This is a genomic window from Maricaulis maris MCS10 (assembly GCF_000014745.1).
In the GTDB taxonomy this organism is placed as follows: Bacteria; Pseudomonadota; Alphaproteobacteria; order Caulobacterales; family Maricaulaceae; genus Maricaulis; species Maricaulis maris_A.
In genome coordinates this window covers 1,313,713-1,339,475 of sequence record NC_008347.1, presented here as the reverse complement: position 1 = coordinate 1,339,475, position 25,763 = coordinate 1,313,713, and the positions used below count along the sequence as shown (strand labels likewise).

General features: G+C 63.7%; 25 protein-coding genes. 15 read left to right on the top strand and 10 right to left on the bottom strand.

Annotated elements, in window-relative coordinates; all coding sequences use genetic code 11:
- Window positions 1-33: 33 nt before the first annotated feature.
- A complete protein-coding gene (locus MMAR10_RS06385; RefSeq protein ID WP_011643167.1) occupies window positions 34-1,518 on the bottom strand; it encodes a leucyl aminopeptidase in 1,485 nt (494 codons plus the stop codon).
- Window positions 1,519-1,660: 142 nt separating this feature from the next.
- Between MMAR10_RS06385 and MMAR10_RS06380 the strand changes: the two genes are divergently transcribed.
- From MMAR10_RS06380 to rsmA, 6 genes are all read left to right on the top strand, one after another.
- A complete protein-coding gene (locus MMAR10_RS06380; protein ID WP_011643166.1) occupies window positions 1,661-2,782 on the top strand; it encodes an LptF/LptG family permease in 1,122 nt (373 codons plus the stop codon).
- Window positions 2,779-3,876, top strand: a complete 1,098-nt coding sequence (locus tag MMAR10_RS06375; protein WP_011643165.1) for an LptF/LptG family permease — start codon at window positions 2,779-2,781, stop codon at window positions 3,874-3,876. Before MMAR10_RS06380 ends, MMAR10_RS06375 begins: the two co-directional genes overlap by 4 nt.
- A gap of 83 nt (window positions 3,877-3,959) precedes the next feature.
- The gene (locus MMAR10_RS06370) at window positions 3,960-6,134 is read left to right on the top strand and encodes an LPS-assembly protein LptD (RefSeq protein WP_011643164.1); all 2,175 of its coding nucleotides are present in this window, start codon (window positions 3,960-3,962) and stop codon (window positions 6,132-6,134) included.
- Window positions 6,135-6,209: 75 nt separating this feature from the next.
- Window positions 6,210-7,490 carry a peptidylprolyl isomerase gene (locus MMAR10_RS06365; protein WP_233353876.1) on the top strand — a complete coding sequence of 427 codons (1,281 nt, stop codon included), beginning with the start codon at window positions 6,210-6,212 and terminating at the stop codon, window positions 7,488-7,490.
- Complete coding sequence (pdxA, locus tag MMAR10_RS06360) at window positions 7,490-8,512, top strand: 4-hydroxythreonine-4-phosphate dehydrogenase PdxA (RefSeq protein ID WP_011643162.1); 1,023 nt, start codon at window positions 7,490-7,492, stop codon at window positions 8,510-8,512. The genes MMAR10_RS06365 and pdxA overlap by 1 nt, the downstream gene beginning before the upstream one ends.
- Window positions 8,509-9,378 (top strand): 16S rRNA (adenine(1518)-N(6)/adenine(1519)-N(6))-dimethyltransferase RsmA, encoded by an 870-nt coding sequence (rsmA, locus tag MMAR10_RS06355; RefSeq protein WP_011643161.1) that lies wholly within the window; start codon window positions 8,509-8,511, stop codon window positions 9,376-9,378. Before pdxA ends, rsmA begins: the two co-directional genes overlap by 4 nt.
- Before the next feature lie 3 nt (window positions 9,379-9,381).
- Here rsmA and gmk read toward each other — a convergent pair whose 3' ends face one another.
- From gmk to fabD, 8 genes are all read right to left on the bottom strand, one after another.
- Window positions 9,382-10,038, bottom strand: coding sequence for a guanylate kinase (gene gmk / locus MMAR10_RS06350; RefSeq protein WP_011643160.1), 657 nt, complete (start codon window positions 10,036-10,038; stop codon window positions 9,382-9,384).
- The gene (locus MMAR10_RS06345) at window positions 10,028-10,909 is read right to left on the bottom strand and encodes a YicC/YloC family endoribonuclease (RefSeq protein ID WP_011643159.1); all 882 of its coding nucleotides are present in this window, start codon (window positions 10,907-10,909) and stop codon (window positions 10,028-10,030) included. Before MMAR10_RS06345 ends, gmk begins: the two co-directional genes overlap by 11 nt.
- Window position 10,910: 1 nt before the next feature.
- Entirely contained in the window at window positions 10,911-11,957 is a 1,047-nt protein-coding gene (gene mltG / locus MMAR10_RS06340) for an endolytic transglycosylase MltG (RefSeq protein WP_011643158.1), read from the bottom strand.
- A 21-nt stretch (window positions 11,958-11,978) separates the two neighbouring features.
- Window positions 11,979-13,262, bottom strand: coding sequence for a beta-ketoacyl-ACP synthase II (fabF, locus tag MMAR10_RS06335; protein ID WP_011643157.1), 1,284 nt, complete (start codon window positions 13,260-13,262; stop codon window positions 11,979-11,981).
- A 9-nt stretch (window positions 13,263-13,271) separates the two neighbouring features.
- Window positions 13,272-13,508 carry an acyl carrier protein gene (locus tag MMAR10_RS06330; RefSeq protein ID WP_011643156.1) on the bottom strand — a complete coding sequence of 79 codons (237 nt, stop codon included), beginning with the start codon at window positions 13,506-13,508 and terminating at the stop codon, window positions 13,272-13,274.
- Between the two features lie 157 nt (window positions 13,509-13,665).
- A complete protein-coding gene (gene fabG, locus MMAR10_RS06325) occupies window positions 13,666-14,403 on the bottom strand; it encodes a 3-oxoacyl-[acyl-carrier-protein] reductase (RefSeq protein WP_011643155.1) in 738 nt (245 codons plus the stop codon).
- 14 nt (window positions 14,404-14,417) lie between these two features.
- Complete coding sequence (locus tag MMAR10_RS06320) at window positions 14,418-14,744, bottom strand: hypothetical protein (protein WP_011643154.1); 327 nt, start codon at window positions 14,742-14,744, stop codon at window positions 14,418-14,420.
- A gap of 9 nt (window positions 14,745-14,753) precedes the next feature.
- Complete coding sequence (fabD, locus tag MMAR10_RS06315) at window positions 14,754-15,701, bottom strand: ACP S-malonyltransferase (RefSeq protein WP_011643153.1); 948 nt, start codon at window positions 15,699-15,701, stop codon at window positions 14,754-14,756.
- A gap of 240 nt (window positions 15,702-15,941) precedes the next feature.
- Here fabD and rpsF point away from each other — a divergent pair, with 240 nt between their 5' ends.
- From rpsF to MMAR10_RS06270, 9 genes are all read left to right on the top strand, one after another.
- On the top strand, window positions 15,942-16,295 hold the full coding sequence (rpsF, locus tag MMAR10_RS06310) for a 30S ribosomal protein S6 (protein WP_011643152.1): 354 nt from the start codon (window positions 15,942-15,944) through the stop codon (window positions 16,293-16,295).
- Window positions 16,296-16,306: 11 nt separating this feature from the next.
- Window positions 16,307-16,561, top strand: coding sequence for a 30S ribosomal protein S18 (rpsR, locus tag MMAR10_RS06305; protein WP_011643151.1), 255 nt, complete (start codon window positions 16,307-16,309; stop codon window positions 16,559-16,561).
- Between the two features lie 12 nt (window positions 16,562-16,573).
- Complete coding sequence (gene rplI, locus MMAR10_RS06300) at window positions 16,574-17,203, top strand: 50S ribosomal protein L9 (RefSeq protein ID WP_011643150.1); 630 nt, start codon at window positions 16,574-16,576, stop codon at window positions 17,201-17,203.
- Between the two features lie 183 nt (window positions 17,204-17,386).
- Window positions 17,387-18,871, top strand: a complete 1,485-nt coding sequence (locus MMAR10_RS06295; RefSeq protein ID WP_011643149.1) for a replicative DNA helicase — start codon at window positions 17,387-17,389, stop codon at window positions 18,869-18,871.
- A complete protein-coding gene (gene alr, locus MMAR10_RS06290) occupies window positions 18,864-19,964 on the top strand; it encodes an alanine racemase (RefSeq protein ID WP_011643148.1) in 1,101 nt (366 codons plus the stop codon). The genes MMAR10_RS06295 and alr overlap by 8 nt, the downstream gene beginning before the upstream one ends.
- Window positions 19,965-20,051: 87 nt before the next feature.
- A complete protein-coding gene (gene radA / locus MMAR10_RS06285) occupies window positions 20,052-21,428 on the top strand; it encodes a DNA repair protein RadA (RefSeq protein ID WP_011643147.1) in 1,377 nt (458 codons plus the stop codon).
- Window positions 21,429-21,445: 17 nt separating this feature from the next.
- Window positions 21,446-22,090, top strand: coding sequence for a CvpA family protein (locus tag MMAR10_RS06280; protein ID WP_011643146.1), 645 nt, complete (start codon window positions 21,446-21,448; stop codon window positions 22,088-22,090).
- Window positions 22,087-23,568, top strand: a complete 1,482-nt coding sequence (gene purF, locus MMAR10_RS06275; protein ID WP_011643145.1) for an amidophosphoribosyltransferase — start codon at window positions 22,087-22,089, stop codon at window positions 23,566-23,568. Before MMAR10_RS06280 ends, purF begins: the two co-directional genes overlap by 4 nt.
- A complete protein-coding gene (locus tag MMAR10_RS06270) occupies window positions 23,565-24,281 on the top strand; it encodes an SDR family NAD(P)-dependent oxidoreductase (protein ID WP_011643144.1) in 717 nt (238 codons plus the stop codon). Before purF ends, MMAR10_RS06270 begins: the two co-directional genes overlap by 4 nt.
- Window positions 24,282-24,287: 6 nt before the next feature.
- Here the strand turns inward: MMAR10_RS06270 and der are convergent, their stop codons facing one another.
- Window positions 24,288-25,760 carry a ribosome biogenesis GTPase Der gene (gene der / locus MMAR10_RS06265; RefSeq protein WP_011643143.1) on the bottom strand — a complete coding sequence of 491 codons (1,473 nt, stop codon included), beginning with the start codon at window positions 25,758-25,760 and terminating at the stop codon, window positions 24,288-24,290.
- Window positions 25,761-25,763 lie beyond the last annotated feature (3 nt).

Sequence of the window (25,763 nt, the reverse complement as noted above, 5' to 3'; positions counted from 1 at the left end):
GCGGCCGCGCGGGCCGCCCTGATCAGCGAAGGGCTAGCCCTCGTAATTGTCGCGCACGAAACGGTCGAGGATGCGCACACCCCAGCCCGTGCCCCAGCTCGGCTGGCGCGGGTCGTCCTTGCCGCCCATGCCACCCATCGCCGTGCCGGCAATGTCGATATGGCACCAGGGCTTGTCATTGACGAAGCACTTCAGGAACTCCGCCGCCGAGATCGAACCGGCGAGACGGCCCTCACCGACATTCTTGATGTCGGCATTCTTGGTCTCGATGTGTTTCTCATAGTCCGGGCCGAGCGGCATGCGCCAGACCGGCTCGTCGGAGGCATCGCCGGCCGAGGACAGCTGGGCGGCGATTTCGTCGGAATTGGAGAAAATGCCGGCGCGGGTATTGCCCAGACCGATCAGGATGGCACCGGTCAACGTCGCCAGATCGATGATCAGCTTGGGATCGAAGCGATCCTGCGCGTACCACAGCACATCGGCCAGCACGAGGCGGCCTTCCGCGTCGGTGTTGAGGATCTCGATCGTGGTGCCGGACATCGCCGTGACGATATCGCCCGGACGCTGGGCATTGCCGTCGGGCATGTTCTCGACCAGGCCGACAATGCCGATGGCGTTGACATTGGCCTTGCGACCGGCGAGCGCGCGCATCAGGCCGACAACAGCGGCCGAGCCGCCCATGTCGCCGCGCATCTCGTCCATGCCGGCACCCGGCTTCAGCGAGATGCCGCCACTGTCAAAGGTCAGGCCCTTGCCGACGAAGAGGAGCGGCTTTTCGCCCTCCTTGCCGCCGGACCATTTCATGATCGCGATCTTGCTCTCGAATTCCGATGCCTGGCCGACACCCAGAAGCGCGCCCATGCCCAGCTCGGTCATCTGAACTTCATCGAGGATCTCGATCTCAAGCCCGCACTCGGCCATGCCTTCGATCTTCTTGGCATAGGTTTCCGGGTTGAGGATGTTCGGCGGCAGGTTGGTGACTTCACGGGCCAGGTCGACACCATCGGCCACAGCGCCCCAGCCAGTCCAGGCTGCCTTGGCACCGTCAACATCCTTCACGGCGATGACGAGTTCGGTCAGGGACGGTTTCTGGTCGTCCTTCAGCTTGGTGCGGAACTGGTCATAGCGATAGGCGGCCAGACGGGCGCCGAGACCGGCACGGGCGGCGCCATCGCCATCGGTTTCGCCATCAAACTGGATCGACAGGCGGGTCTCGCCGCTGATCAGCAGCTTGGCGACCACGGCCGCGGCGGCTTTCTCGAGGGTTGACCCGGTCCGCTTGTCCTTGTCTCCCAGACCGAACAGCACGACGCGGCTGGCCGAGCTGCCCGACGGCGCCATGATTTCCAGCGTCTGGGCCGGTTTGCCGGCAAAGCGTGACGCGGCGATGGCGCGCTTGATGGCGCCGCCGGAGGACGCGTCGATGGCCTGGGCAGCCGGTGACAGGACCGCGTCGGTATAGACCGGCACGGCGATCGCGCCGGCAGCGCTCGGAGCGGCAGCGAATTCGATTTTCATGGTATTCCCTCTCATCCAGTCGCGTTTGGTGATTGTTCGATGCGCCACGGGTCTGCACCCGGCGCCGAAAACTTGTGTCGCGGAAGTGGTATCCGATCACGACGTGAGATAGAAGGCTGAACGCGCAGCACAAGCCGGCTTCATGATTCTCGTTCAGCGGTATTTCTTCAACCAGTTGCTCTGGCCGTTCATGACGGCGATCGCAGCCTTTGCCGGCCTGGCCCTGCTGACGCAGAGCCTGTCGAATGTCGACCTCGTATCCGGCTATTCGGAGACCGCGCTGACCTTCATCAAGGTCACGGCGCTGGCCCTGCCGCATCTGACTGCCCTGCTTGTCCCCATCGCCCTTTTTGTTGCCGTCCTGTCGAGCCTGAACCGGCTGACCGGCGATAGCGAACTGGTGATCGCCTCGGCGGCCGGCGTCAGCCGTTTCGGCCTGCTGTCTCCCATCATGCGCCTGGGCGTCTATGTCCTGATCGCCAATCTGGCCGTGAACCTGCTTTTGCAGCCGGTTGCCTATCGCGAAATGCGGCGCTCGCTGCACACGCTGCGCTCGGATGTGGCCGCCAGCCTGGTGACGCCGGGTGCCTTTTCCCAATTGGGACAGGGTGTGACCATTTACGCCCGAGAGCGGGGCCGTGACGGGCGCATGCAGGACATATTGATCCATGACAGCCGCGGCACTGACGGGGCCTCGACCTATTCGGCCCGCGAGGGTGTGGTGGTGCGCTCGGGTGATCGCTCGGCCATGGTGTTGATCGACGGCAATCTGCAGCAGATCGATTCGGCCGGTGAGCTCTACTACGCCAATTTTGACCGCTATGAATTCGATCTCGGCGAATTCGTCGGCCCGGCCGATGCCATGTTCTTCAAGGAATCAGACCGCTACCTGCACGAACTCCTCTGGCCCTCCGCCGCCGAAGTCGCCCGTACCGGCGGGCCGGAACGGGCCTGGGCGGAAGCCCATTACCGCCTGTCCGCCCCCCTCTACAACCTGGCCTTCGCGCTGATCGCCGCGGCCTGTTTCCTGGCCGGTGACCACTCCCGCATGGGCTATGGCCGACGGGTCATGATCGCCGTCGGGGCCGGGCTGACGCTGCGCCTTGTCGGCTTTGCGATGCAATCAGCCAGCGCCGATGATGCCGCCATGAATGTGGCGCAGTATCTGGTACCGGTGTTTGGCATGGTCGGCGCCGTGGCCGTCATCTATTGGCCGGCCCGCAACCGGCCAAGGCACAATGCCGTCGCGGAGGCGAGCGCATGATCGCCGGTCGCCTGAACCGCTACATGGCCAGCCAGACCGCCGGTGGCCTGCTACTCGCCTTCCTGACCATTGCCACGGTCATCATTCTGGTCGATTTCGTCGAGCAATCACGAGCGGTTGGCACACGGGTTGATGTGTCGACCCTCGACTTGCTGGGCCTGACATTGCTGCGAGCGCCCGCCCTTCTGGAAAGCACCCTGCCCTTCGTCTTCCTGTTCGGGACCCTGACCTCGCTGTTCCGCCTGAACCGGTCCAGCGAACTCATCGTCATGCGGGCATCGGGTATCTCGGCCTGGCGTATCCTCACAGCCCCGATGGTGTTGGCCGTCGGCATCGGTATCATCGGCGCGACCGGACTCAACCCGCTCGCGGCAACCCTGAATGCCGAATTCGAAGCGCGCCGCGACAGCCTGATGAATGTCCGCCGGGTTGAAGGCGCGGAGCAACCGGTCTGGCTGCGCGAGACCAATATTGATGGCTTCACGGTCATCGCCGCCACCCAGCTGGAGGAAGCCCGCCAGGTCTTGCGCAACCCGGTCTTCCTGCAATTTGCCGAAGATGCCTCGGGCACGCCGCGGCTGGAGCGGCGCATCGATGCCGAATCGGCGGAATTGCGGGCCGGGTTCTGGGAGGTTACCGGTGCCATCGAGAGGACGCCGACGCCGTCGCGTCTCGATCTTGGCGCCATCGCCATGCCGACCTCGATCAATCGGCAGGCCTTGTTCGAACGGGCCCGCTCGGCGGAAGGCGTGGCGTTCTGGGATCTGCCGCGTCTGATAACCTCAGCGCGGGAGGCCGGGCTGGCGACCCAACGCTATGAATTGCGACTGCATGCGCTGTTGGCCTTGCCGCTGACCCTGCTGGCGTCAACGCTGATTGCAGCCGCCGCGACCTTGCGCCTGCACCGCCTCGGCGGCGCGGCTGCGTTTGCAATGGCCGGAGGCATAGCCGGTTTCGTGATGTTCTTTTTCCAGGAAATGTTGAGCTCGTTTGGCGTTTCCGGTGCACTGCCGCCAGCGACGGCTGCCTGGTCGGCGCCGGCACTGACCGCCTTGCTGGCGCTGATCTATATTGCCTCGACCGAAGACGGTTGATGGCGTGGACGATGCCCCCGGCATCGGCTAGTCATGATAGTGACCCGCCTGCGGGGGCCGGGAGACCAGAGGGAGTGACGCGCATGGCGTCGCAGTTTTGCCGCTTTGCGGCTTTGTTGCTGAGCACTTCAGCACTCGCCTTGACGGCACCGGCACTCGCCCAGGAAACCCCTGTCGATGAGGCACCGATCTATCTGGAAGCCGATCATGTCGAGGATATCGCCGGTGGCTCGGGCTATATCGCGCGCGGAAATGTGCGTGTCCGCCAGGACCCCCGCACCCTGCTCGCTGACGAGATCGAATACCATCCCGACCAGAACCGTGTCGTCGCGCGGGGCAATGTCATCATTCTGGGTCAGGGCGCCTTCCCGCAATACGCCGACGAGGTGGAACTGGACAGCCAGCTGGCGGCCGGGGTGGCGATCGGCTTCGCAACCATGCTGGAAAACGATGGACGCATGGCCGCCGCCGCGGCCATCCGCAGCGATAACGGCTCGCTGCAGCTCAATGATGCCTACTACACCGCCTGCCCCCTCTGCGAGGATGGCGAGGGCGAACCGACCTGGCGCCTGCGTGCCCGCGAAGTGGTGCAGGATGCCGATGACGAGATGATCTACTACCGTGATGCCCGCCTGGAAATCGGCGGTGTTCCGGTTCTCTACGCACCCGTATTCGCCCATGCGGACCCGTCCGCCGAGCGTCATTCCGGCTTTCTCTTCCCCAAGGTCGGAGTGTCATCCCGTTTGGGAGCCATCTATCAACAACCCTATTACTGGACGATTTCTCCATCTCAAGATGCGGTTATAGCGCCACGCATCATGGGCAATGTTAACCCGTTGATTTATGGCGAATATCGCAAGCGCTTCTGGTCAGGCTTCATGGAGCTGGAAGGCAGTTATACGCATGAGTTCGACATTGACAGCGATGGCGAGCATTTCGGCGAAGAGACGGATCGGTGGCACATATTCGGTGGCGGCGAATGGGCGATCAATCCGGATTGGCGCTGGGGTTTCGGCATCCAGAGAGCCTCCGACAACCTCCATCTTCGGCGTTATGACTTCAGTGAGGAAGACAAGGACCGGGGGGCACCCATTGCGCCGCAGCGTCGGCAACTAGTCAGCCAATTTTATGTCGATGGACGAACCCGAAATTCATCCGGCCTGTTTGCGGTTGCTGATTTCCAAACCCTTGCGACCAATTCGGACGACGACATCGTACCGTCCCTCGCTCCGATCGCTCACTACTCGCATGTCTTCACGGCACCGGAAAATTGGGGCCGGATTGAAACCAGTTTCGATGCAGCAAGTCTGAGGCGGGATGTCGGCTTTGACTACGACCGGGCGTCAGTCAGTATCGACTGGCGCACCCGTTGGACGATGCCAGCCGGCATTCTGGTCTCGCCCTTTGCTCAGGCGCGGAGCGACGCTTACCGTTTCGAAGACGAGCAGGCCGGCACATCCGATTCGGTCTATCGGACGCTCGGCCTTGCGGGCGCTGACATAAGCTGGCCGTTCTTCCGCCCCGGCGAGAATGTCGACATGATCGTTGAGCCCGTTATCTCATACGTGTCAGCCTCCGACGATGAAGACGCCGCGCGGATCATCAATGAAGACAGCCTGTCGATTGATCTCGATGAAAGCATGCTTTTCCAGCCCGTCCGCGCGCCCGGATTTGATATCTGGGAAGACGGGCAACGCCTGAGTTACGGTGTGCGAGCCACGGCTTTCTGGGGACGGACCTCGCAAGCCCGTCTGTTCCTCGGGCAGAGCGAACGTCTAGACGGCTCGGCCGTCTACAATGCGTCAAGCGGACTGCTGGCGGAGCAATCCGACTATGTCGTCGCCGGCTCCATCGACATCGCGGGCTTTGATGCTGAAGTTTCGGCCCGTATCGATCCCGAAAGTCGAGATACCAACCGTCTAGACGTCTCCCTGGGGTATTCGCGCCCGGGCTTTTCCACCGATGTTCGCTATCTCGACATCAGTGATGCGAATGTCACCCAAGGTGCCCAGCGTGAAATCTCAGCCGATTTCGAGCTGGCTATCACAGGAAATTGGAGCGCGATCGGCCTTGTCCAGCGCGATCTGGACCTCGAGATAACGCGCCGTCAGGAAATAGGCATCCGCTTCGAGGACGATTGCTCGCAATTCGATATTGTCTATCAACGCGAAGACCTTGGTATCCTTGACCTGGGTCCCTCCGAGTCCATCCAATTCCGTGTTACCCTCTTCACACTGGGAAGTGTGGAACCCGATTGAGCCGCCCCTCACTCATAACAGTGTCCCGTGATTGCGCCGGGGCCGAGTTTGAGTAATGTTCCGCCCCGAACCAACATGCGATTGCTGATGACCTGCGCCAAACGAATTGTCCTTTCCTTGCTTGCTTTCGTCGCCCCGATGTGCGCGACCAACGCGCATGCTCAAACGACCGAGGGCGTCGCCGCCCTGGTCAATGACGAGCCGATCACCACGGTGGATGTGCGCAATCGCATGCGCCTGATCATCGCGTCGACCGGCATGTCTCAGATTGACGAGGGCACGCTGTCGCGGATCCAGGACCAGGCCATGCGCGGCCTGGTCGACGAGCACCTCCAGCTTCAGGCTGCCTCGGAATACGATATCGAAGTGTCGGACGCGGAGATCACCAACTCGCTTCTCGACCTGGCCGACCGCAACAACACCACCATCGACGTCATCATCCAGGACCTGCAATCTTCCGGTGTGGATGTCTCGACGCTGCGCCACCAGCTCGAGGCTGAAATCGCCTGGCAGATCATCGTCAATGGCCGCTATGGCTCGCGCATCCGTATTTCCGAGCAGCAGATCGAACTGGCCCTGGAACGCCTTGCCGCCAGCGCATCCCAGCCGCAATTCCGCATTTTCGAGATGTTGTTCGAAGTGCCGGGGCCGGGACAGGAAGAACAGACCATCCAGCGGGTCATCACGGTGATGAACCAGCTCCAGCAAGGCGCGACCTTCCCCGAACTGGCACGCCAGTTCTCGGACGCGCCGTCTGCGGCCAATGGCGGCGATATCGGCTGGATCACGGCTTCGCAACTGCAGCCGGAAGTCGCCGCGATCATGCCGCAAATGCGCGGACAATATGACCAGAGCGGCGGCCGCGGCGCGCTCTCCAATCCGATCGAAGTGCCCGGTGGCTTCATGGTCATTGCCCTGGTTGGCGCCCGTGATGGCACCACCACACTGCAATATGACCTTGTCCAGATCACCGTGCCGACCAGCGCGCTGACCGACACAACTGCCGGCACCTTCGCCCGCGAGCTCGATGCCAGCCCGACCTGCGCCCAGGCCGAAGCCGTGGCCAGCCGCATTCCGGGCGCCATTTACACACCGCTCGGCAGCATCTCTGCGGAAGCCGTCCTGCCGGCCATCCGCGACGCCCTGCAGCCACTGGACGAGGGTGAGAATACCGGCGTCCTGCAATCGGGTGTGGGCCTGCAGGCCCTGATCGTCTGCGACCGTGCGATTGCCGGCCCGGGTGTTCCCACCCGCGATGATCTGGAAAGCCAGCTGCGCGGCCAGCAATTGTCACTGCTGTCGCGCCGTTGGCTGCGGGATCTGCGTCGCGACTCAACGGTCGAGATCCGAAACTGATGACCCAGCTGTCACCCGTCGCTGTGTCGATGGGTGATCCGGCCGGGATCGGCCCCGAGATCATCCTGAAGGCCTGGCAGAGCTGGCGCCGTCGCAATGGTGTGCCGCCCCTGATCGCGCTCGGCGATATCGACGCCTTCACCGCGACAGCACAGGCACTTGGCCTTCCTGCCCCCTGTCCGCTGCCCACGCCGACCCGCGAAGCCGCCGAAACACTCGACGGCCTGCCGGTGTTCGACGTCGGCGTCAAAATCGCCGCTCCGGTCCGTCCCGGCCAGCCCGACACGGCCAATGCCGCCTGCACCAAGGCCGCCATCGAAACCGGCGTCCGCCTGGCCCTCGACGGGCAGGTCAGCGCGCTGGTTACGGCACCGATCGCGAAATCGGTAATGTATGAGGCCGGCTTTGCCTTTCCCGGACATACCGAATTCCTGGCCGAGCTGTGTGCGGACCATCCTGTCGATGGCCCCAAGGGACCGGCGATGATGCTGGCCGGTGGCGGCCTGCGTGTGGTCCTGGTCACGATCCACGAGCCGCTGGTGCGGGCACTCTCGCTGATCACGCCTCAACGAGTCGAAGCTACTGCCCGCATCACCGATGCCGCATTGCGCCGCGATTTCGGCATCGCCCGGCCCCGCCTCGCCCTGGCCGGCCTCAATCCGCATGCTGGCGAGGGCGGCGCTCTGGGTGATGAAGAGATCGATATTCTCGATCCGCTCGCCGCGCGTCTGAGGGCTGACGGCATCGATATCACCGATGCCCAGCCGCCTGACACGCTATTCCATGCCGAGGCGCGAGCCGGCTATGATGCGGCCATCTGCCTCTATCACGACCAGGGCCTGATCCCGGTGAAAACCCTCGACTTCCATGGCGGCGTCAACATCACGCTGGGCCTGCCCATCGTCCGCACCTCGCCCGATCACGGCACCGCCTTCAACATCGCGGGACAGGGCGTGGCCAGGCCCGACAGCCTGCTGGCGGCGCTGGAGCAGGCCGTGAAAATCGCGGAGTGCCGGGCATGAGCCTCGACCAGCTGCCGCCGCTCCGGGATGTCATCGCCAGCCATGATCTGGGCGCAAAGAAGTCGTTCGGACAACACTTCCTGCTCGACCTCAACCTGACCGCCAAGATCGCCCGCCTCGCCGGGGATATGAGCCGCGACCAGGCCATCGAGGTCGGCCCCGGCCCGGGCGGGCTGACCCGCGCCATCCTCGCCGAGGGCGCGGCCTCTCTCCTGGCCGTCGAGATGGATTCCCGCTTCCTCGGCGCGCTGGACGAAATCAATGTCGCCTCGGGTGGGCGCCTGACGGTCGAACAGGGCGACGCCCTCGAGGTCGATGAAACCGCGCTCCTGACCGGTCCCGGCGACAAGGTCATCCTGTCCAACCTGCCCTATAATGTCGGCACGCAATTGCTGATCAAATGGCTGCAGGCAGAGCCGATCTGGTGGCGCCGCGCCGTGCTGATGTTCCAGCGCGAGGTCGCCGACCGGGTCGTCGCCCAGCCGGGCGACAAGGCCTATGGTCGCCTGGCCGTGATCTCGCAATCACGCTGCCAGGCCCATCTGGCCCTGAAAATCCCGGCGCGGGCCTTTACCCCGCCGCCCAAGGTCGAATCGGCCGTGGTGGTGCTCGATCCGCTGCCCGAGGCGCAGCAGTTCAAGGATGTTGTCGCGTTGGAACGGATCACGGCCTCGGCTTTCGGCCAGCGCCGCAAGACGCTGCGCCGCAGCCTTGCCCAGGCCGCCGGTCAGGGCGGTACCAGCGCCGACGCGCTGCTGGAGGAAGCAGGGCTGAATGCCGGAGATCGGGCCGAAGTGATTGATATCACCGGCTTCCAGTCACTGGCCCGGGCCTGGCGCGCCGCCTATGATGCCGGACGCGCCTGACGCCTATTGTTCCATGATGGCGTCGACGAATTCTTCCAGCCAGGGATGACGCAGACGCTTGAGACGTTCGGCGTGGAGGATCTCGTTGAGCTTTTCGAGCGCCCGGGCGAAATCGTCATTGACGATGACATAGTCATACTCGTGCCAGTGCGAAATCTCGTCCTTGGCGCGGGCCATGCGGTCCTTGATGATTTCGGTCGTGTCCTGGCCACGTTTGCGTAGGCGGTCTTCCAGCAGCGCCAGTGACGGCGGCAGAATGAAGACACGTACGGCATCATCCGGCGCGGCAGCAGCCAGCGCCTGGGCGCCCTGCCAGTCGATATCGAAGACCACATCGCGACCGTCCTCGACAGCCTCCATGACGGGCGTCTTCGGTGTGCCGTAATAGCGACCGAAGACCTCGGCCCACTCGAAGAACTCGTCGTCCTCGATCTTCTTCTTGAACTCGTCGACCGAGATGAAGTGATAATCCTGGCCATCGACCTCGCCCGGGCGCGGCTTGCGCGTGGTCGCCGAGACCGACAGGACCACATCAGGGTTCTGGCTCAGCAGGCGCTTGGACAGGGTCGTCTTGCCGGCCCCGGACGGGCTGGACAGGGCCAGCAGCACGCCACGTCGGCGACCACGGAAGATCGGGGCGGGGTAGCCATCACTCGACATTCTGGATCTGCTCCCTGAACTGATCGACCGTATTCTTGAGCGAAAGCCCGATCGCGGTCAGCGAAGAATCGGAGGACTTCGAGCATAGAGTGTTCGCCTCGCGATTAAACTCCTGTGACAGGAAGTCCAGCTTGCGGCCCACCGGAGAGCCGGCGGAGAGCAGATCGCGCGCTGCAGCGATGTGGGCGACGAGACGATCCAGCTCCTCGCGCACATCCATCTTCATCGCCAGCATGGCCGCCTCGGTCGCCAGCCGGTCTTCCGGCAGGCCCTCGGGCAGGAGTTCCGCGAATTTGGCAGCCAGCCGGTCGCGGATGGCATCGGTCCTTGTCGCGGCGTGGCCGGCGGCCTCGCCGGTCAGGCGGCTGATTTCATCGACATGACCTGACAGCACAACCGCAAGGGCTGCGCCCTCTTCGCGACGCGCCGCCCTCAGCCCGTCCAGGGCCTCGGCCAGACTGGCCAGCAGGGCCTTGTCGAGCGTCGCCGTATCGCTATCGGCCCCGGCCTGCTCGGCATCGATCATGCCGGGCAGGGCCAACATGCCGTCCAGCGTCGGTCGGCGGACTTGATCGCCTTCGAGTAGCGGGGCGGCCTGATCGAGCAGGCTGCGCAGGCGCGCCAGGTCGATCCGGACCGAGCCGGCTTCGCTTTCCCGGCGCAGATTGAGCGTGGCATTGACATTGCCGCGGGCAAATCGCGCCTTGGCCAGTTCGCGGGCCTTCAACTCCAGTCGTTCAAAACCATTGGGCAGGCGAAAACGTGCCTCCAGCCCCTTGCCATTGACGCTGCGCGCCTCCCAGGTCCAGCTCCAGCCCGGAGCCTGGCCGTCGACACGGGCAAAGCCGGTCATGCCTGAGAGCACGCCCATCTCAATTGCCCCCATTGCGACGCTGGCGCTCGACCCGGCGCCAGACCGCGACATTGCGCTGGTGCTGGGCATAGGTATCGGCGAAGGCGTGACCGCCGGACCCGTCGGCGACGAAGAAGAGCGCCGTGCTCTCGGCCGGATTGAGGACGGCGGCAATCGATTCGGCACCGGGATTGGCGATCGGCGTCGGTGGCAGGCGCGGGATCTGGTAGGTGTTCCAGGCGTTCTCGGTATTGTCGATTTCCGAGCGACGCAGCCCGCGCCCCAGGGGGCGGCCCTGGCTGATGCCATAAATGATGGTCGGATCACTTTCCAGACGCATGCCGCGTCGCAGGCGGTTGACGAAAACCGCGGCGACCTCGGGGCGTTCCGACGCGACACCGGTCTCCTTCTCGACCACCGAAGCCAGGATAATGGCCTCCTCGCGGCTGGTCACAGGCAGGTTTTCGGCGCGGGTCTCCCACAAGCGGTCCAGCAGTTCGGTCTGGGCCGCAGCCATGCGGTCAAGGACTTCCTGGCGCGCGGTGCCACGGGTGACCAGATAGGTCTCGGGCAGCAGCGTTCCCTCGGCGGGAATATCGCTGATCTCACCGGTCAGCACGTCCGCCGCATTCAGCGTTTCGACGATCATGGCGCTGGTCAGGCCTTCGGCAAAGGTGACCGGATATTGCACCGTCTGGCCGACGCGGAGTTGTTCGTAGATCTGCGCCATCGAGGCCTGAGCGGGTATGCGGTACTCGCCCGCCCGCAACACGCCCTCACCGCCATCCAGCGTCACCGCGACGCGGAAGATGCGGCGATCGCTGATCAGGCCGGCGTTTTCCAGCTGGCTGGCGATGGCGATCAGTCCGGCCCCGCGTGGCAGGAGAATAATGGTTTCCTCTTCCGCCGGTCCCGGCGCGGCGAATTCGGCCTGCATCCACTTGTAGCCGCCATAGACGGTGCCGGCCGCCACCAGGGCGAGGACAAACAGGATTACGATCAATCCGATGAAGATACGGACCAGGCCGGATTTGGCCTTGGCCTTGGGCGCGGGCGCGTCGCTCATAATGGTGTCCCCGAAAACGCTTTACTCGGCCGCGACAAATACCACGGACGCATTGGTGCCGCCGAATCCGAATGAATTCGACAGGGCGGCGCGGACCGGACGCCTGACGGCCGTGTGCGGCGCCAGGTTGATCGCGGTCTCGACCGATGGATTGTCGAGATTGAGGGTTGGCGGGCAGACACCGTCGCGTATCGCCAATATCGAGAAAATCGCCTCTACCGCCCCGGCCGCTCCCAGAAGATGGCCGACCGCTGATTTGGTCGAGGACATCACGACATCGCCAGCGGTCTCGCCAAACAGGCGCTCGACGGCGCGCAGCTCGATCTCGTCACCCTTGGGTGTCGAGGTGCCGTGGGCATTCACATAATCAATATCCGCCGGTGTCAGGCCGGCATCCTTGAGCGCCGCCGACATCGAGCGGAAACCGCCATCGCCATCTTCGGCGGGCGCCGTGATGTGGTAGGCATCGCCGGACAGGCCATAGCCCTTCACTTCGGCATAGATGGTCGCGCCGCGGGCTTTCGCGCGCTCGTAATCTTCCAGGACGACCACACCGGCACCCTCGCCCATGACGAAACCATCGCGGTCGGTGTCATAGGGGCGCGAGGCCTTTTCAGGCGTCTCGTTAAAACCGGTAGACAAGGCCTTGCAGGCAATGAATGAGGCGATGCCCAGACGGCAGACCGTCGCTTCGGCGCCGCCGGCGACCATCAGGTCGGCATCGCCGCGGGCGACCATGCGGGCCGCGTCGCCAATGGCGTGGGCCCCGGTCGAACAGGCCGTCACCACAGCGTGGTTGGGGCCCTTCAGGCCGTGCTTGATCGACACCTGGCCGGAAGCGAGGTTGATCAGCATGCCCGGAATGACAAAGGGAGAGAGGCGGCGCGGCCCCTTCTCGTGCAAGAGGACCGAGGCCTCATAGGTGGTTTCAAGACCACCAATGCCGGATCCGATCATCACGCCGGCACGATGCCGCTCCTCTTCGGAGGCGGGCTCCCATCCTGAGTCCGCAATCGCCTCGTCGGCGGCTGCGATCCCGTACAGGATGAAATCATCGATCCGGCGTTGATCGCGGACGCTCATGACGCTGTCGGGGTCGAACACCCCGGCCTCGCCTGCCCGTCCACCGCCGCGTCCGTCCTTGCGCGGAACCAGCCCGGCCACACGGCAGGACAGGTCCGAGGTCTCGAAATGCTCGATGGAGCCCAGACCGGACTGACCGGCGAGAAGACGTTCCCAAACGACTTCCCGCCCGCAGCCCAGCGGCGTTACGAGCCCGATACCGGTGACGACAACGCGGCGCATGAGGGGGTGTTAGCCCACCTTCTCGGAGATGAACTTCACGGCGTCACCGACCGTCTGGATGTGCTCGGCGGCGTCATCCGGAATTTCGATGTCGAATTCTTCTTCGAACGCCATAACGAGTTCGACATTATCCAGGGAGTCGGCGCCCAGATCGTCAATGAAGCTGGCTTTGTCGGTGACCTTTTCGGCCTCGACATCAAGATGCTCAATGACAATTTTGGAAACGCGCTCGAGAACGTCAGACATTTCAGACCCTCATAGTGATTCACCGCGCCAATATAGCGGTGCAGGACAGGACGGGAAGCGGCGAAACAGTCGCCATCCCAAGATGCGCGGGCAGTTAGCATGTTTCCTCCGGCAAGACCAGAAGTCGAGGCGCTACCCGCAGGTTGAACTTCTACAGTTAAATCATCGCCATGCCGCCATTGACGTGCAGCGTCTGCCCGGTGACATACCCGGCTTCTGCACTGGCGAGATAGACAACAGCATTGGCGATATCATCACCACTGCCCAAGTCTCCGGCCGGAATCTTGGCCAGAATCGTGGAGCGTTGGTCCTCATTGAGGACGTCTGTCATCGGCGAGGCGATGAAGCCCGGCGCGACGCAGTTGACCGTGACACCGCGGGCGGCAACTTCCTGCGCCAGCGATTTGGAAAAACCGATCATGCCGGCCTTGGAGGCGCAGTAATTGGTCTGGCCCGGATTGCCGGTCACGCCGACCACCGAGGTAATTCCGACAATGCGGCCCCACCGCGCCTTCATCATGCCGCGCAGGGCGGCACGGGTGAGGCGGAAATAGCTTTCCAGATTGACCTTGATGACCGTGTCCCAGTCCTCATCCTTCATCCGCATCAACAGCTGGTCCTTGGTGATGCCAGCATTGGCGACCAGGATATCCAGCGAGCCCATGGCCTCGGCAGCCTGTTTGGGCAGGGCATCAACGGCAGCAGCGTCAGACAGGTTGCACGGCAGGACATGGGCGCGCTCGCCCAGATCATCAGCCAGTTCCTGCAGCACGTTTTCGCGCGTGCCGGACAGGGCGACCGTGGCACCCTGGGCGTGAAGCTTGCGTGCAATCGCATTGCCAAGCCCGCCGGTCGCACCGGTCACGAGGGCATTCTTGCCAGTCAGATCGAACATGGTGTGTCCTGTTGCTAGAAAAGAAATTCAGTCACGAGCAGCCAAGCCAGCGACAAAGCAGAAAGTGCGAGCCAAGCCCAACCCAGCTGGGTTGGGCGAGATCTGATAAAACGGGATATGGCAAAAAGCGCCGGAGCGCCAATCACGGCACTGGCAATCCCCAACATGGCCTCGTCCCGCGTCATTGCGCTGAACGCCGACCCGATTCCGGCCAGCGCGATAGCCAAGACTATCCCGTCCAGGACGAGTGCCGGAACAAAAGCATTTCGCTCCTTTTTTACCCGTCTGGCCGACAACCGTTCGAGGACGGCGTCACGGGAATAGTCTTCCGTGTCGGACATGCTGAACGCCTACTCCTTCAAAGAGGCTGCAAAGGCTTCCAGCCCCGCTGCCGCATTGAGCGGGACACCTGTGGCATCCTTGGTCGTCCGCTTGAGCATGGTCGAGAGCACCTTGCCGGAACCGGCTTCGGCAAGCGTGGTGATGCCGGCCTCCTCGACCATCCACAACACGCTTTCGCGCCAGCGGACACGGCCGGTGACCTGTTCGACCAGCTGTTTGCGGATCGTTTCGACGTCGCTCGTCGGACGGGCGGTGACATTGGCGACGACCGGCACCGACGGCGCCTTGATGGTTGCGGCAGCGAGCGCCTCGGCCATGGCATCGGCGGCGGCCTGCATCATCGGGCAATGGAAGGGCGCGGAGACCGGCAGCTTCATCGCCTTTTTCAGGCCCAGCTCAGCCGCCTTGGCAATGGCCGCGTCGATGGCAGCCGTGGACCCGGAGATCACGATCTGGCCGGGCGCATTGTCATTGGCAATCGCGCACACGCCAGCCGTTGCGCCGGCAGCAACAGCGGCGGCAGCCAGGTCTTCATCAGCGCCCAGAAGCGCCGCCATGGTGCCTTCACCGACCGGCACAGCTTTTTGCATGGCCAGACCGCGCAGCTTAAGCAGTTTGGCGGCGTCAGTGATCGACAGCGCGCCGGCGGCGGCGAGAGCCGAATACTCACCAAGACTGTGACCGGCGACGAATTCGGCGGCGTTGACGTCTACGTCAAACTCAGCCTTGAGGACCGCCATCACGGCCAGGCTGGACGCCATCAGGGCCGGCTGGGCATTCTCTGTCAGGGTTAGCGTTTCGATCGGGCCGTCGGCCATCAGGCCGCTGAGATTCTGATCCAGCGCCGTGTCGATCTCGTCAAGCACAGCCCGGGCACTGGCGAACTCGCCGGCCAGTTCCTGCGCCATGCCGACCGACTGGCTGCCCTGTCCCGGGAAGACAAAAGCGAATTTCATGGTGATCCCTCCCCCATGAAGATTTGAGTTGAGGCTGACTAGCCCCTGTCATGGTCCGCGCGCAAGAGGGGATGCGGCTTGCACATGCAGGCTGTTTCCGGTAATGCCCGCGCTTCGCTTGGTTGCGGTCCTTGTTTCAGACCGTCGGAACGTGGTGTTCCGACAGGGGCAAGGAGCCGCCGCAGACCTGCCCGACCCTTCGGCAGGCATGCGCCGCAACCGTTATCGAAGGGAGCCTTCATGGCACTTTACGAGCACATCTTCATCGTGCGCCCGGACGTTTCGCCGGCGCAGATGGAATCTCTTCTCGAAGAGACCAAAGCCCTGATCGAAGAAAAGGGCGGCAAGACCGGCAAGATCGAGTACTGGGGTCTTCGCAACCTGTCCTACCGCATCAACAAGTCGCGCAAGGGTCATTACGGCCTGATCGACATTGACGCGGAAGCTGACGTCATCAACGAACTCGAGCGCCTGCAGCGCCTGTCCGAAGATGTCATCCGTCACATGACGCTGCGCGTTGAAGCCCACACCGAAGAGCCGTCGGCCATCCTCACCAAAAAGGATGATCGCCGCGGTCGTCGCGAGCGGAATTAGGAGAACGAACGATGTCATCAGGCAATATTTCAAACCTGCCCGCGCGCCGTCCGTTCATGCGTCGCCGCAAGGTCTGCCCGTTCTCCGGTGAAAATGCACCGGCGATCGATTTCAAGGACCCCAAGCTCCTGCTTCGCTACATGTCCGAGCGTGGCAAGATCGTCCCGTCCCGCATCACCGCGGTCTCGGCCAAGAAGCAGCGTGAACTGGCCCGTGCCATCAAGCGTGCGCGTCAGCTGGCCCTGCTCCCCTATGTGGTCGATTAAGGAGAACTGACGATGAAACTGGTTCTCTTGGAACGTGTTGAAAATCTCGGCGTCATCGGTGACGTCGTGTCCGTGCGCCCCGGCTTCGCTCGCAACTTCCTTCTGCCGCAAGGCAAGGCACTGCGCGCAACCGAAGCCAACATGGCGCGCTTTGAAGTCGAGCGTGAGCTCCTCGAAAAGCGCAATGCCGAACGGGCTGCGGAAGCTGCTGAATCCGGCAAGACGATCGATGGCGAAAGCTTCGTCATGATCCGTCAGGCCGGCGAAAGCGGTCAGCTCTACGGTTCTGTCACCTCGCGTGACATCGCCGAGATCGTGTCGGAAAGCGGCACCAAGGTCGTCCGCTCGCAGATCGCGCTCAACGCGCCGATCAAGACGCTCGGCCTGCATGAGCTGAAGATCAAGCTGCACGCCGACGTGTCGGTGACCGTGACGATCAACATCGCCCGGTCGCAGGATGAAGCCGAACGCCAGGCCGCTGGTGAAGACGTGATCGCAGCCCAGGCTGACGAAGATCGCGCCATCGCCGACGCCCAGGCCGCCGAGCTCTTCGAAGCCAGCGAGGAAGGCCAGGAACTGGCTGCCCAGCGCGAAGCAACCGAAGACGCCGGTGCAGACGAAAGCGAAGAGACAGAAGCGTAAGCGACTGTCACTTCTCACGTTTGACGGAAACGGGCCGGTCACCAGACCGGCCCGTTTTCTTTTGCAGGGTCGCAGGCGGTTATCCACACTTGTCCACAGGCCAACCACTCAGCTGTGGGCAATCACCGCCGGGACCGTATCAGGGGGGTGTATCGCCGCGCCGCCTTCTGTATCCCAATAGGCATGACCACTGCACTCCTGCCCTATGAAGCCGAGACCGACGTCGCCGAGCTGGACTCAGCGCCGCACAATCTGGATGCCGAACAGGCCTTCCTGGGCGCCCTGCTCTACGACAACGAGATGTTCCACCGCGTCGCCGACTGGCTGAAGGCGGAGCATTTCTATGATCCGGTCCATGGTCGCATCTTTGAGACGGCGACCGACCTGATCGGCCGTGGCTCGCTGGCCGATGCGGTTGTGCTGAAGACCCATTTCGATCGCGATGACGGTCTCAAGGATATTGGCGGCACCACCTATCTCGCTGTGCTGATGGAAGGCGCCGCGACCGGCAATGCGGCGGTCGAATACGCTCGCATCATCTATGAGCTGGCCCTGCGCCGCGAGCTGATCCGCATCGGCCATGACCTCGCCAATGCCGCCAGCGCCGACGCCGAAGTGCATGCCCGCGACCTGATCCAGGGCATCGAGCAGAAACTGTTCAACCTGGCCGAGGCCGGCTCGACCTCGCGCGGCTTTGTCAGCTTCAAGCAGGCCCTCACCGAGTCGGTCGCGTCCGCCGCTGCCGCCTTCGAGCGTGATGGCGGGCTGGCCGGCATCTCGTCCGGGCTGATGGAGCTGGACCGCAAGCTGGGCGGCATGCACCCGTCCGACCTGATCATCCTCGCTGGTCGTCCGTCGATGGGGAAAACCTCGCTGGCCACCAATATCGCCTTCAATGTCGCCAAGGCCTATGAACACGAGCTGCAGCCGGATGGTTCAAAGAAGACGACCAAGGGCGGCGTGGTCGGCTTTTTCTCGCTGGAAATGTCGGCCGAGCAGCTGGCGACACGTCTCATCGCCGATCATACCAGCATTCCCGGCTACATGATCCGCCAGGGCATGATCGACGCCACCCAGTACGAGGAAATCCGCGACGGGGTGCTGGAAATCCAGAGCCTGCCGCTCTTCATCGACGATACCGGTGGCCTGCCGATCTCGGCGCTGGCCGCACGCGCCCGTCGCTTGAAACGGACCCATGGTCTCGATCTGATCGTGGTTGACTACCTGCAGCTGATCACCTCGACCAAGGCCGGTTCCGGCAGTTCAAGGGTCGAGGAAGTCTCCGAAGTGACGCAGAACCTGAAAGCCCTGGCCAAGGAACTCGCGGTCCCGGTGATCGCCCTGTCCCAGCTCTCCCGCCAGGTCGAGAACCGCGAAGACAAGAAGCCCCAGCTCTCCGACCTGCGCGAATCCGGCTCGATCGAGCAGGACGCCGACGTGGTCCTCTTCGTCTATCGCGAAGCCTATTACAAGGAACGCGAAAAGCCGCGCGAGGACACACCGGAATATCACGCCTGGGAAGATGAATTCCGCCGCATCGAGCGGGTCGCTGAAGTGGTGATCGGCAAGCAGCGCCACGGTCCGATCGGCACGGCGAAACTGGCCTTTGACGGCATGCTGACCAAATTCACCGATCTGGAAACGCGCTTTGACGACCCGCATGAGTGATACCGGGACGTCGTCCCGCCGAGCCCATCCGGCCCCACGGCTGATCATTGATCTCGCCGCCATCAAGCGTAATTACGCGGCCCTGCAGACGCTCGCCCCCACCGCCAGTGTCGGCGCCGTGGTGAAGGCCAATGGCTATGGCCTCGGCGCGGCGCAAGTCGTTCCCGCGCTTGCTGATGCGGGGTGCCGCTGTTTCTATGTCGCCCATACCTCCGAAGCGCGCGAAGCACGCGAAGCCCTGGCCGGACGACCGGCCGACATTTTCGTCTTCAACGGCTTCTGGCCGTCGGAACTGGCCGAGTTGCGCCAGCTTTCGCTTTTCCCGGTCATCAACGACCTGCAACAGCTGGAAGACCTGCGCGCGCTGGCACCGGACCTGCCCTGCGCCATCCATTTCGATACCGGGATGAGCCGTCTGGGACTCGACGCGGCGGAGACCGAGGCCTTGCTCGCCGACCCGGCCCGTATCGACGCGCTGGACGTCCGGCAGATCATGAGCCACCTGGCCTGCTCGGATGATCCGGACCACCCCCTCAATGAGCAGCAGCGGCAACGATTCGAGCGGATCCGCCACGCCCTCCCGGGCATTCCCGCAAGCCTGTCCAACTCGACGGGAACGCTGTTGGGCCAAGCCTATCATTTCGACATGTTGCGCCCCGGCCTGGCCCTGTTCAGCGGCATGCCGGCGCCGGGCCAGGCGTCGCCCTTCGAACCGGTTGTGGCGATTGACGCTCCCATCCTGCAGATCCGCACCCTGCAGCCCGGCGACACGGTCGGCTATGGCGCCTGCTGGACCGCCGACCGGCCCCGCCGGGTGGCCACGGTCGCTGCCGGCTATGCAGACGGGCTTTTGCGCGCCTTCGGCAATGGCGGCTATGGCCGCATCGGCGAAACGCAGGTGCCGATCCTCGGCCGGGTCTCGATGGACCTGATCTGTGTCGATATCGACGCCGTCGAAGAGCCCGTCCGGCCCGGCGATCCGGTCCGGTTTCTCGGCCCCGACATCGAGAACATGGCCGACAGCGCTGCGACAATCTCCTATGAATTCCTCGTCCGCCTCGGCATACGCTTCGATCGAAGCTATTTGCGCTGATGCAGACCGGTCGGACTGGCGACACCCACATGACATGTTCTGTCATCCCGATGGGCTGGAATGCCCCCAACAAGGGAGATTGATCGAATGGCGCGCGCTGAAACCAATTATGTCTGCCAGTCCTGTGGCGGGGCCCAGCCCAAATGGGCCGGGCGCTGTGATGCCTGTGGTGAGTGGAACACCCTGATCGAGGAAGCGCCCTCGGCACCGCTGGGCACCCAGGCCACTGCGGGGAAACGACGGGGCCGCGCCGCGCGTCTGAACCTGGTTGATCTGGGCTCGGAAAGCCCGGAACCCGCGCGCCTGCAATCCGGCATCAGTGAGCTCGACAGGGTCTGCGGTGGCGGCCTGGTGCCCGGCTCGGCCATTCTGGTCGGCGGCGATCCAGGCATCGGCAAATCGACGCTCCTGCTCCAGATGATGGCCCAGATCGCCCGCAGCGAAGCCCGCGCCATCTATGTCTCCGGCGAGGAGGCCATTGACCAGGTCCGCCGCCGGGCCCGACGGCTCGGCCTGGCAGACGCTCCGGTCTCACTGGCCTCGGAGACTTCCCTGAACGACATTCTCGACGGGCTGAAGGCGGAAAAGCCCGACATTGTCGTGATCGATTCGATCCAGACCGTCTGGTCCGACCAACTGGCCGCGGCGCCGGGTACGGTCGCCCAGGTCCGTGCCTGCGCCCAGGAGCTGGTCCGCTTCGCCAAGAAATCCAACTGCACGGTCATTCTGGTCGGCCATGTCACCAAGGACGGCCAGATCGCCGGCCCGCGCGTGGTCGAGCACATGGTCGATGCCGTGCTCTATTTCGAGGGTGAACGCTCGCACCAGTTCCGCATCCTGCGCGCGGTCAAGAACCGCTTCGGCCCAACCGACGAGATCGGCGTGTTCGAAATGGGCGACAAGGGACTGGCCGAGGTCACCAACCCCTCCTCACTCTTTCTTGACGGACGCGGCGGTGACACGCCGGGCGCTGCCGTCTTTGCCGGCATGGAGGGAACCCGCCCGGTCCTGTCCGAAATCCAGGCGCTGGTCGCACCGGCCGCCTTCGGCACCGCGCGCCGGGCCGTGGTCGGCTGGGACAGTGGCCGCCTGGCCATGGTGCTGGCGGTCCTGGAAGCCCGCTGCGGTGTCGATATTGCCGGACGCGACATTTTTCTCAACGTGGCGGGCGGTCTGAAAATCACCGAACCGGCCGCCGATCTGGCCGTTGCGGCGGCCATCGTGTCCTCCGCGCTCGACGTGGCCCTGCCCGCCGACGGGGTCGTTTACGGAGAAATCAGTCTTTCCGGCGATGTTCGTCCGGTCGGACGCAGTGATTCGCGCCTCAAGGAAGCTGCCAAGCTCGGCTTCACGCGGGCCATCGCCCCCCAGGCTGCGGCCGACGAGACCGCCCCGATCCGGGTTGATGGCGTGGCCACGGCGCTCGAATTGGTGCAAACTCTGCGGGCTATGGCGGGCGAGTAGTTAGGAGTGTCGCGGCGATGGATTCAACGCTTACTGCCTTTGACGGCATTGGTCTGACCATACTTCTGGCCTCGGGTCTTTTGGCCCTGGTGCGCGGTTTCGTCCGCGAGGCCCTGTCGGTCACGGCTTTCGTTGCGGCCTCGCTGGCAACCTTGTGGGCCCTGCCCGCCTTCATCGGCCCGGCCCGCGACCTGATCGATCCGGACTGGCTGGCCCCGCTGGCCATCGGCGCCATCGTCTTCATCGTCATCTATCTGGCCGTGACCTTCGTGACGAGCTCGCTCTCGCGGGGGCTCGCCAAGGGCGAAGACGTCAATGTCGTCGATCGGACGCTGGGCTTTGCTTTCGGCCTTTTGCGCGGGCTGGTCCTGCTGGGTCTGGGCGTGATCTTCATGGCCGCCACTTTCGGCGTTGACGGCCGGCCGCCGGCGAGCATTACCCAGGCGCGCATATACCCGCTGGTCAACGCGACAGCGCGGGCCCTGCAAACCCTGGCCCCGGAGAGCTCGCGCATTGGATCGACCGCGCCACTGCCTGGCGGTCGCGACGACCCGATTGCAGAAACAATAAGAAATAATGACACGTCCTATGGCAGACGCGACCGAAACCGACTAGATGACCTCATCGGTTCGACCACGGATGACCAGGAAGACGATGGATGAGCGACCACAGCGCCATTCCCGCCACACTGACCTACGATCCGGAGAGTGATCGCCCTCAGGAAGAATGCGGCGTGTTCGCCGTATATGGCGCAGACGACGCCTCCATCCTGACCGCGCTCGGCCTCCATGCGCTGCAGCATCGAGGCCAGGAAGCTTGCGGTATCGCGACCCATGACGGGTCGCGTTTTCATATTGAACGCTATCTCGGCCTCGTCGGTGAGAACTTCACCTCACCCGACATGCCGCAACGCCTGCCCGGCCGCGTCGCCATCGGCCATGCGCGCTATTCCACCCAGGGCGCCTCGGTGCTGCGCAATGTGCAGCCTCTGTTCGCCGACGTCCGAGGCGGCGGCATCGCCCTCGCCCACAACGGCAATCTGACCAATGCCCGCGTCCTGCGCGAAGAACTGGTCAATCACGGCCAGATTTTCCAGTCGACCTCCGACAGTGAGGTGGTGCTGCATCTCGCCGCCCTGTCGAAGAAGAGCAAGCTGACCAATCGGGTGCTGTCGGCGCTCAAACAGGTCCAGGGCGCCTTCGCCTTCGTCGCTGTCGTCAATGACCGGCTGATCGTCGCCCGCGACCCGTTCGGCATTCGACCGCTGGTCATGGGCCGCTTGGGTGACGCCTATGTGTTCGCGTCGGAAACCTGTGCGCTCGACATGGTCGGTGCCAAGTTCGAACGCGAAATCGAGCCCGGCGAAGCGGTTGTGGTCAATGAGGACGGATTGCGCTCGGAGCGTTTCTCGCCGGCGCGCCCGGCCCAGATCTGCGCCTTCGAATACATTTACTTTGCCCGCCCGGATTCAGTGATCGAGGGCCGCAGTGTCTACGAAGCCCGCAAGGAGATGGGGCGCCAGCTGGCGCTGGAGACACCGGCCGATGTCGACGTCATCATCCCCGTCCCCGATAGCGGTGTGCCCGCAGCGATCGGTTTTTCCGAAGCCTCCGGTATCCCGTTCGAGCTCGGTATCATCCGCTCGCACTTTGTCGGACGCACCTTCATCCAGCCGACCCAGGACCGGCGCGACCTGTCTGTGCGTCGCAAGCACGCGGCCAATGCGGCTGTGGTCAAGGGCAAGCGCGTGCTTTTGATCGACGATTCGATCGTGCGCGGAACGACCTCCCTGAAGATTGTCCGCATGATGCGCGAAGCCGGTGCCGTGGAAGTCCATTTCCGCTCGGCCTGCCCACCCATCAAACACCCCGATTTTTACGGTATCGACATGGCCGGCCGTGACGAGCTGATCGCTGCCAACATGTCCGTCGAGGACATGGCCACCAAGCTGGAGGCCGACAGCCTTGGCTTCCTGACGGTGAATGGCCTTTACCAGGCTGTCATCGGCGCGCCGCGCAATGACAAGCTGCCCCAGCTCGCAGACCATTATTTCACGGGTGAATACCCGACCCTGCTGGCCGATCACGACCGTGATCTTTCGGCCAAGGAATTCCAGCTTTCCTTCCTGGTGGACGCATGACCCAGACAGATCTTGACGGCCGCCTCGCTCTCGTCAGCGGGGCGTCGCGCGGTATTGGCCGCGCCATGGCGCTCGAATTGGCCAAGGCCGGTGCCCATGTCATCGCCACGGCTCGCACAACGGGCGGTCTCGAAGAGCTGGACGATGATATCGTGAAAGCCGGCGGCAGCTGCACCATCGTGCCGCTCGACCTGATGAGCCCGGACGGGATCGAAAAGCTGGGCGGCGTGATCACCGAGCGCTGGGAAAAACTGGACATCCTGCTTGCCAATGCCGGCTCTCTCGGCGTCCTGACCCCAGCCTCACAGGTCAAATCCAAGACCTGGCATGATGTGATTGGCGTCAACCTGATGGCTCCGGCCCGCATGATCCGGGCCTTCGAGCCGCTTCTGCTGGCCTCTGACGCCGGTCGGGCCGTTTTCATATCCTCGGGTGCCGCCAGTTCGCGCCGCGCCTTCTGGGCGCCCTATGCGGCGTCCAAGGCCGCCCTCGACGCGCTGGTCGAGAGCTGGGCCAATGAACACGTCAACAATCCGAACATCCGCATCAACACGGTCTACCCCGGCGCGCTGCGCACACAGATGCGGTCCAAGGCCTTCCCCGGCGAAAATCCGGACACGCTGCCGGAGCCGTCCGCCCTGTGGCCGACGATTGCCGAGCTGGTGAGCCCGGATTGCACGCGCAATGGTGAAACCGTCAAATTTGACGGCTAGCAAACCCTAGGGTTTGCGCGCCGCGGCCCGACCAATCGATGGGCGCTGACCTTTGGGGCGCCCCGGAGTCCGGTTCGGATGCGACGGCTTGCCCGCCTTCTCGCCCGTGCCGCTGCCACCGCGATCGCCATCGACATAGGGGTTCTTGCCAGCCTTGACGATCAGACGGATCGGCACGCCGGGCAGGTCAAAGGCTTCGCGCAGTCCATTGACCAGATAGCGCTTGTAGCTTTCCGGCAGATCCGAGGCGCGCGAGCACATCAGCACGAAGGTCGGCGGACGGCCCTTGGTCTGGGTCATGTAGCGCGGCTTGATGCGGCGGCCATTGACGGCGGGCGGTGGATGACGCTCGGTCATCTCGTGCAGCCAGTCATTGAGATCGCGGGTCTTGACCTTGGCGTCCCAGTTTTCGTGCAGCTTGGCCAGGGTCGGCATGATCGCGTCGAGACCCTTTTTCTTCAGGGCCGACATCGGCAATACGGGCGCACCGGTCATCTGTGGCAGCAGACGCTCGAACTCGAGCCGGATTTCCTTGAGATAGGCTTCGCGATTGGGCACGAGGTCCATCTTGGACACGGCGATCGCGACCGCTCGACCTTCCTTGTAGGCCATGTCGGCCAGGTGCAGGTCCTGTTTCTCAAGCGGATGCTCGGCATCCATCAGCAGCAGCACCACTTCGGCGAACTTGACGGCGCGCAGCGTGTCGGCGGCGCTCATGCGCTCGAGCCGGTCCGCCACCTTGCCGCGCTTGCGCAGGCCGGCGGTATCATGCAACCGCACCCGTCGCCCATCCCAGACCCAGTCGACCGAAATCGCGTCCCGGGTGATCCCGGCTTCGGGCCCGGTAATCAGGCGTTCCTCGCCGATCAGCGTGTTGATCAGGGTCGATTTGCCGGCATTCGGACGACCGATGACGGCGATGCGCAATGGCGGGTCGCCATCATCCTTGCTGCCGCGACGGGCCGCCTTGGCCATCGGACCAAGCGTGTGGACCACCGCGTCATAAAGATCGCCAATGCCGGCGCCATGGGCGGCGGAGAAAGCGATCGGTTCGCCCATGCCCAGTTCGAACGCGTCGATCAGGCCGCTTTCGCCCGCCTTGCCTTCGCACTTGTTGGCCAGCAGCAGGACCGGTTTTCCCGAGCGGCGGATCACATCGGCAAAGACGACATCAAGGGGTGTGACCCCGGCCCGCGCATCGATCAGCAGCAGACAGAGATCGGCATCATGGATGGCCATTTCAGTCTGGGTGCGCATCTCCGCATCCAGGCCGTCTTTCTCGGAATCATCATAACCGGCGGTGTCGATCAGCAATAAGGGCAGATCACCCAAACGCCCACGCGCCTCGCGGCGGTCGCGGGTTACACCCGGCCGGTCATCGACAATGGCCAGTGGTTTTCCGGCCAATCGATTGAAAAGTGTCGATTTTCCCACATTGGGCCGTCCAACGACGGCGATGCGGGGTAAGTGAGCAGTCATGCA

Coding starts and splice junctions, on each gene's coding strand:
- MMAR10_RS06385 (WP_011643167.1), bottom strand. CDS start 1,518: ATGAAAATCGAATTCGCTGCCGCTCCGAGCGCTGCCGGCGCGATCGCC.
- MMAR10_RS06380 (WP_011643166.1), top strand. CDS start 1,661: ATGATTCTCGTTCAGCGGTATTTCTTCAACCAGTTGCTCTGGCCGTTC.
- MMAR10_RS06375 (WP_011643165.1), top strand. CDS start 2,779: ATGATCGCCGGTCGCCTGAACCGCTACATGGCCAGCCAGACCGCCGGT.
- MMAR10_RS06370 (WP_011643164.1), top strand. CDS start 3,960: ATGGCGTCGCAGTTTTGCCGCTTTGCGGCTTTGTTGCTGAGCACTTCA.
- MMAR10_RS06365 (WP_233353876.1), top strand. CDS start 6,210: ATGCGATTGCTGATGACCTGCGCCAAACGAATTGTCCTTTCCTTGCTT.
- pdxA (WP_011643162.1), top strand. CDS start 7,490: ATGACCCAGCTGTCACCCGTCGCTGTGTCGATGGGTGATCCGGCCGGG.
- rsmA (WP_011643161.1), top strand. CDS start 8,509: ATGAGCCTCGACCAGCTGCCGCCGCTCCGGGATGTCATCGCCAGCCAT.
- gmk (WP_011643160.1), bottom strand. CDS start 10,038: ATGTCGAGTGATGGCTACCCCGCCCCGATCTTCCGTGGTCGCCGACGT.
- MMAR10_RS06345 (WP_011643159.1), bottom strand. CDS start 10,909: ATGGGCGTGCTCTCAGGCATGACCGGCTTTGCCCGTGTCGACGGCCAG.
- mltG (WP_011643158.1), bottom strand. CDS start 11,957: ATGAGCGACGCGCCCGCGCCCAAGGCCAAGGCCAAATCCGGCCTGGTC.
- fabF (WP_011643157.1), bottom strand. CDS start 13,262: ATGCGCCGCGTTGTCGTCACCGGTATCGGGCTCGTAACGCCGCTGGGC.
- MMAR10_RS06330 (WP_011643156.1), bottom strand. CDS start 13,508: ATGTCTGACGTTCTCGAGCGCGTTTCCAAAATTGTCATTGAGCATCTT.
- fabG (WP_011643155.1), bottom strand. CDS start 14,403: ATGTTCGATCTGACTGGCAAGAATGCCCTCGTGACCGGTGCGACCGGC.
- MMAR10_RS06320 (WP_011643154.1), bottom strand. CDS start 14,744: ATGTCCGACACGGAAGACTATTCCCGTGACGCCGTCCTCGAACGGTTG.
- fabD (WP_011643153.1), bottom strand. CDS start 15,701: ATGAAATTCGCTTTTGTCTTCCCGGGACAGGGCAGCCAGTCGGTCGGC.
- rpsF (WP_011643152.1), top strand. CDS start 15,942: ATGGCACTTTACGAGCACATCTTCATCGTGCGCCCGGACGTTTCGCCG.
- rpsR (WP_011643151.1), top strand. CDS start 16,307: ATGTCATCAGGCAATATTTCAAACCTGCCCGCGCGCCGTCCGTTCATG.
- rplI (WP_011643150.1), top strand. CDS start 16,574: ATGAAACTGGTTCTCTTGGAACGTGTTGAAAATCTCGGCGTCATCGGT.
- MMAR10_RS06295 (WP_011643149.1), top strand. CDS start 17,387: ATGACCACTGCACTCCTGCCCTATGAAGCCGAGACCGACGTCGCCGAG.
- alr (WP_011643148.1), top strand. CDS start 18,864: ATGAGTGATACCGGGACGTCGTCCCGCCGAGCCCATCCGGCCCCACGG.
- radA (WP_011643147.1), top strand. CDS start 20,052: ATGGCGCGCGCTGAAACCAATTATGTCTGCCAGTCCTGTGGCGGGGCC.
- MMAR10_RS06280 (WP_011643146.1), top strand. CDS start 21,446: ATGGATTCAACGCTTACTGCCTTTGACGGCATTGGTCTGACCATACTT.
- purF (WP_011643145.1), top strand. CDS start 22,087: ATGAGCGACCACAGCGCCATTCCCGCCACACTGACCTACGATCCGGAG.
- MMAR10_RS06270 (WP_011643144.1), top strand. CDS start 23,565: ATGACCCAGACAGATCTTGACGGCCGCCTCGCTCTCGTCAGCGGGGCG.
- der (WP_011643143.1), bottom strand. CDS start 25,760: ATGACTGCTCACTTACCCCGCATCGCCGTCGTTGGACGGCCCAATGTG.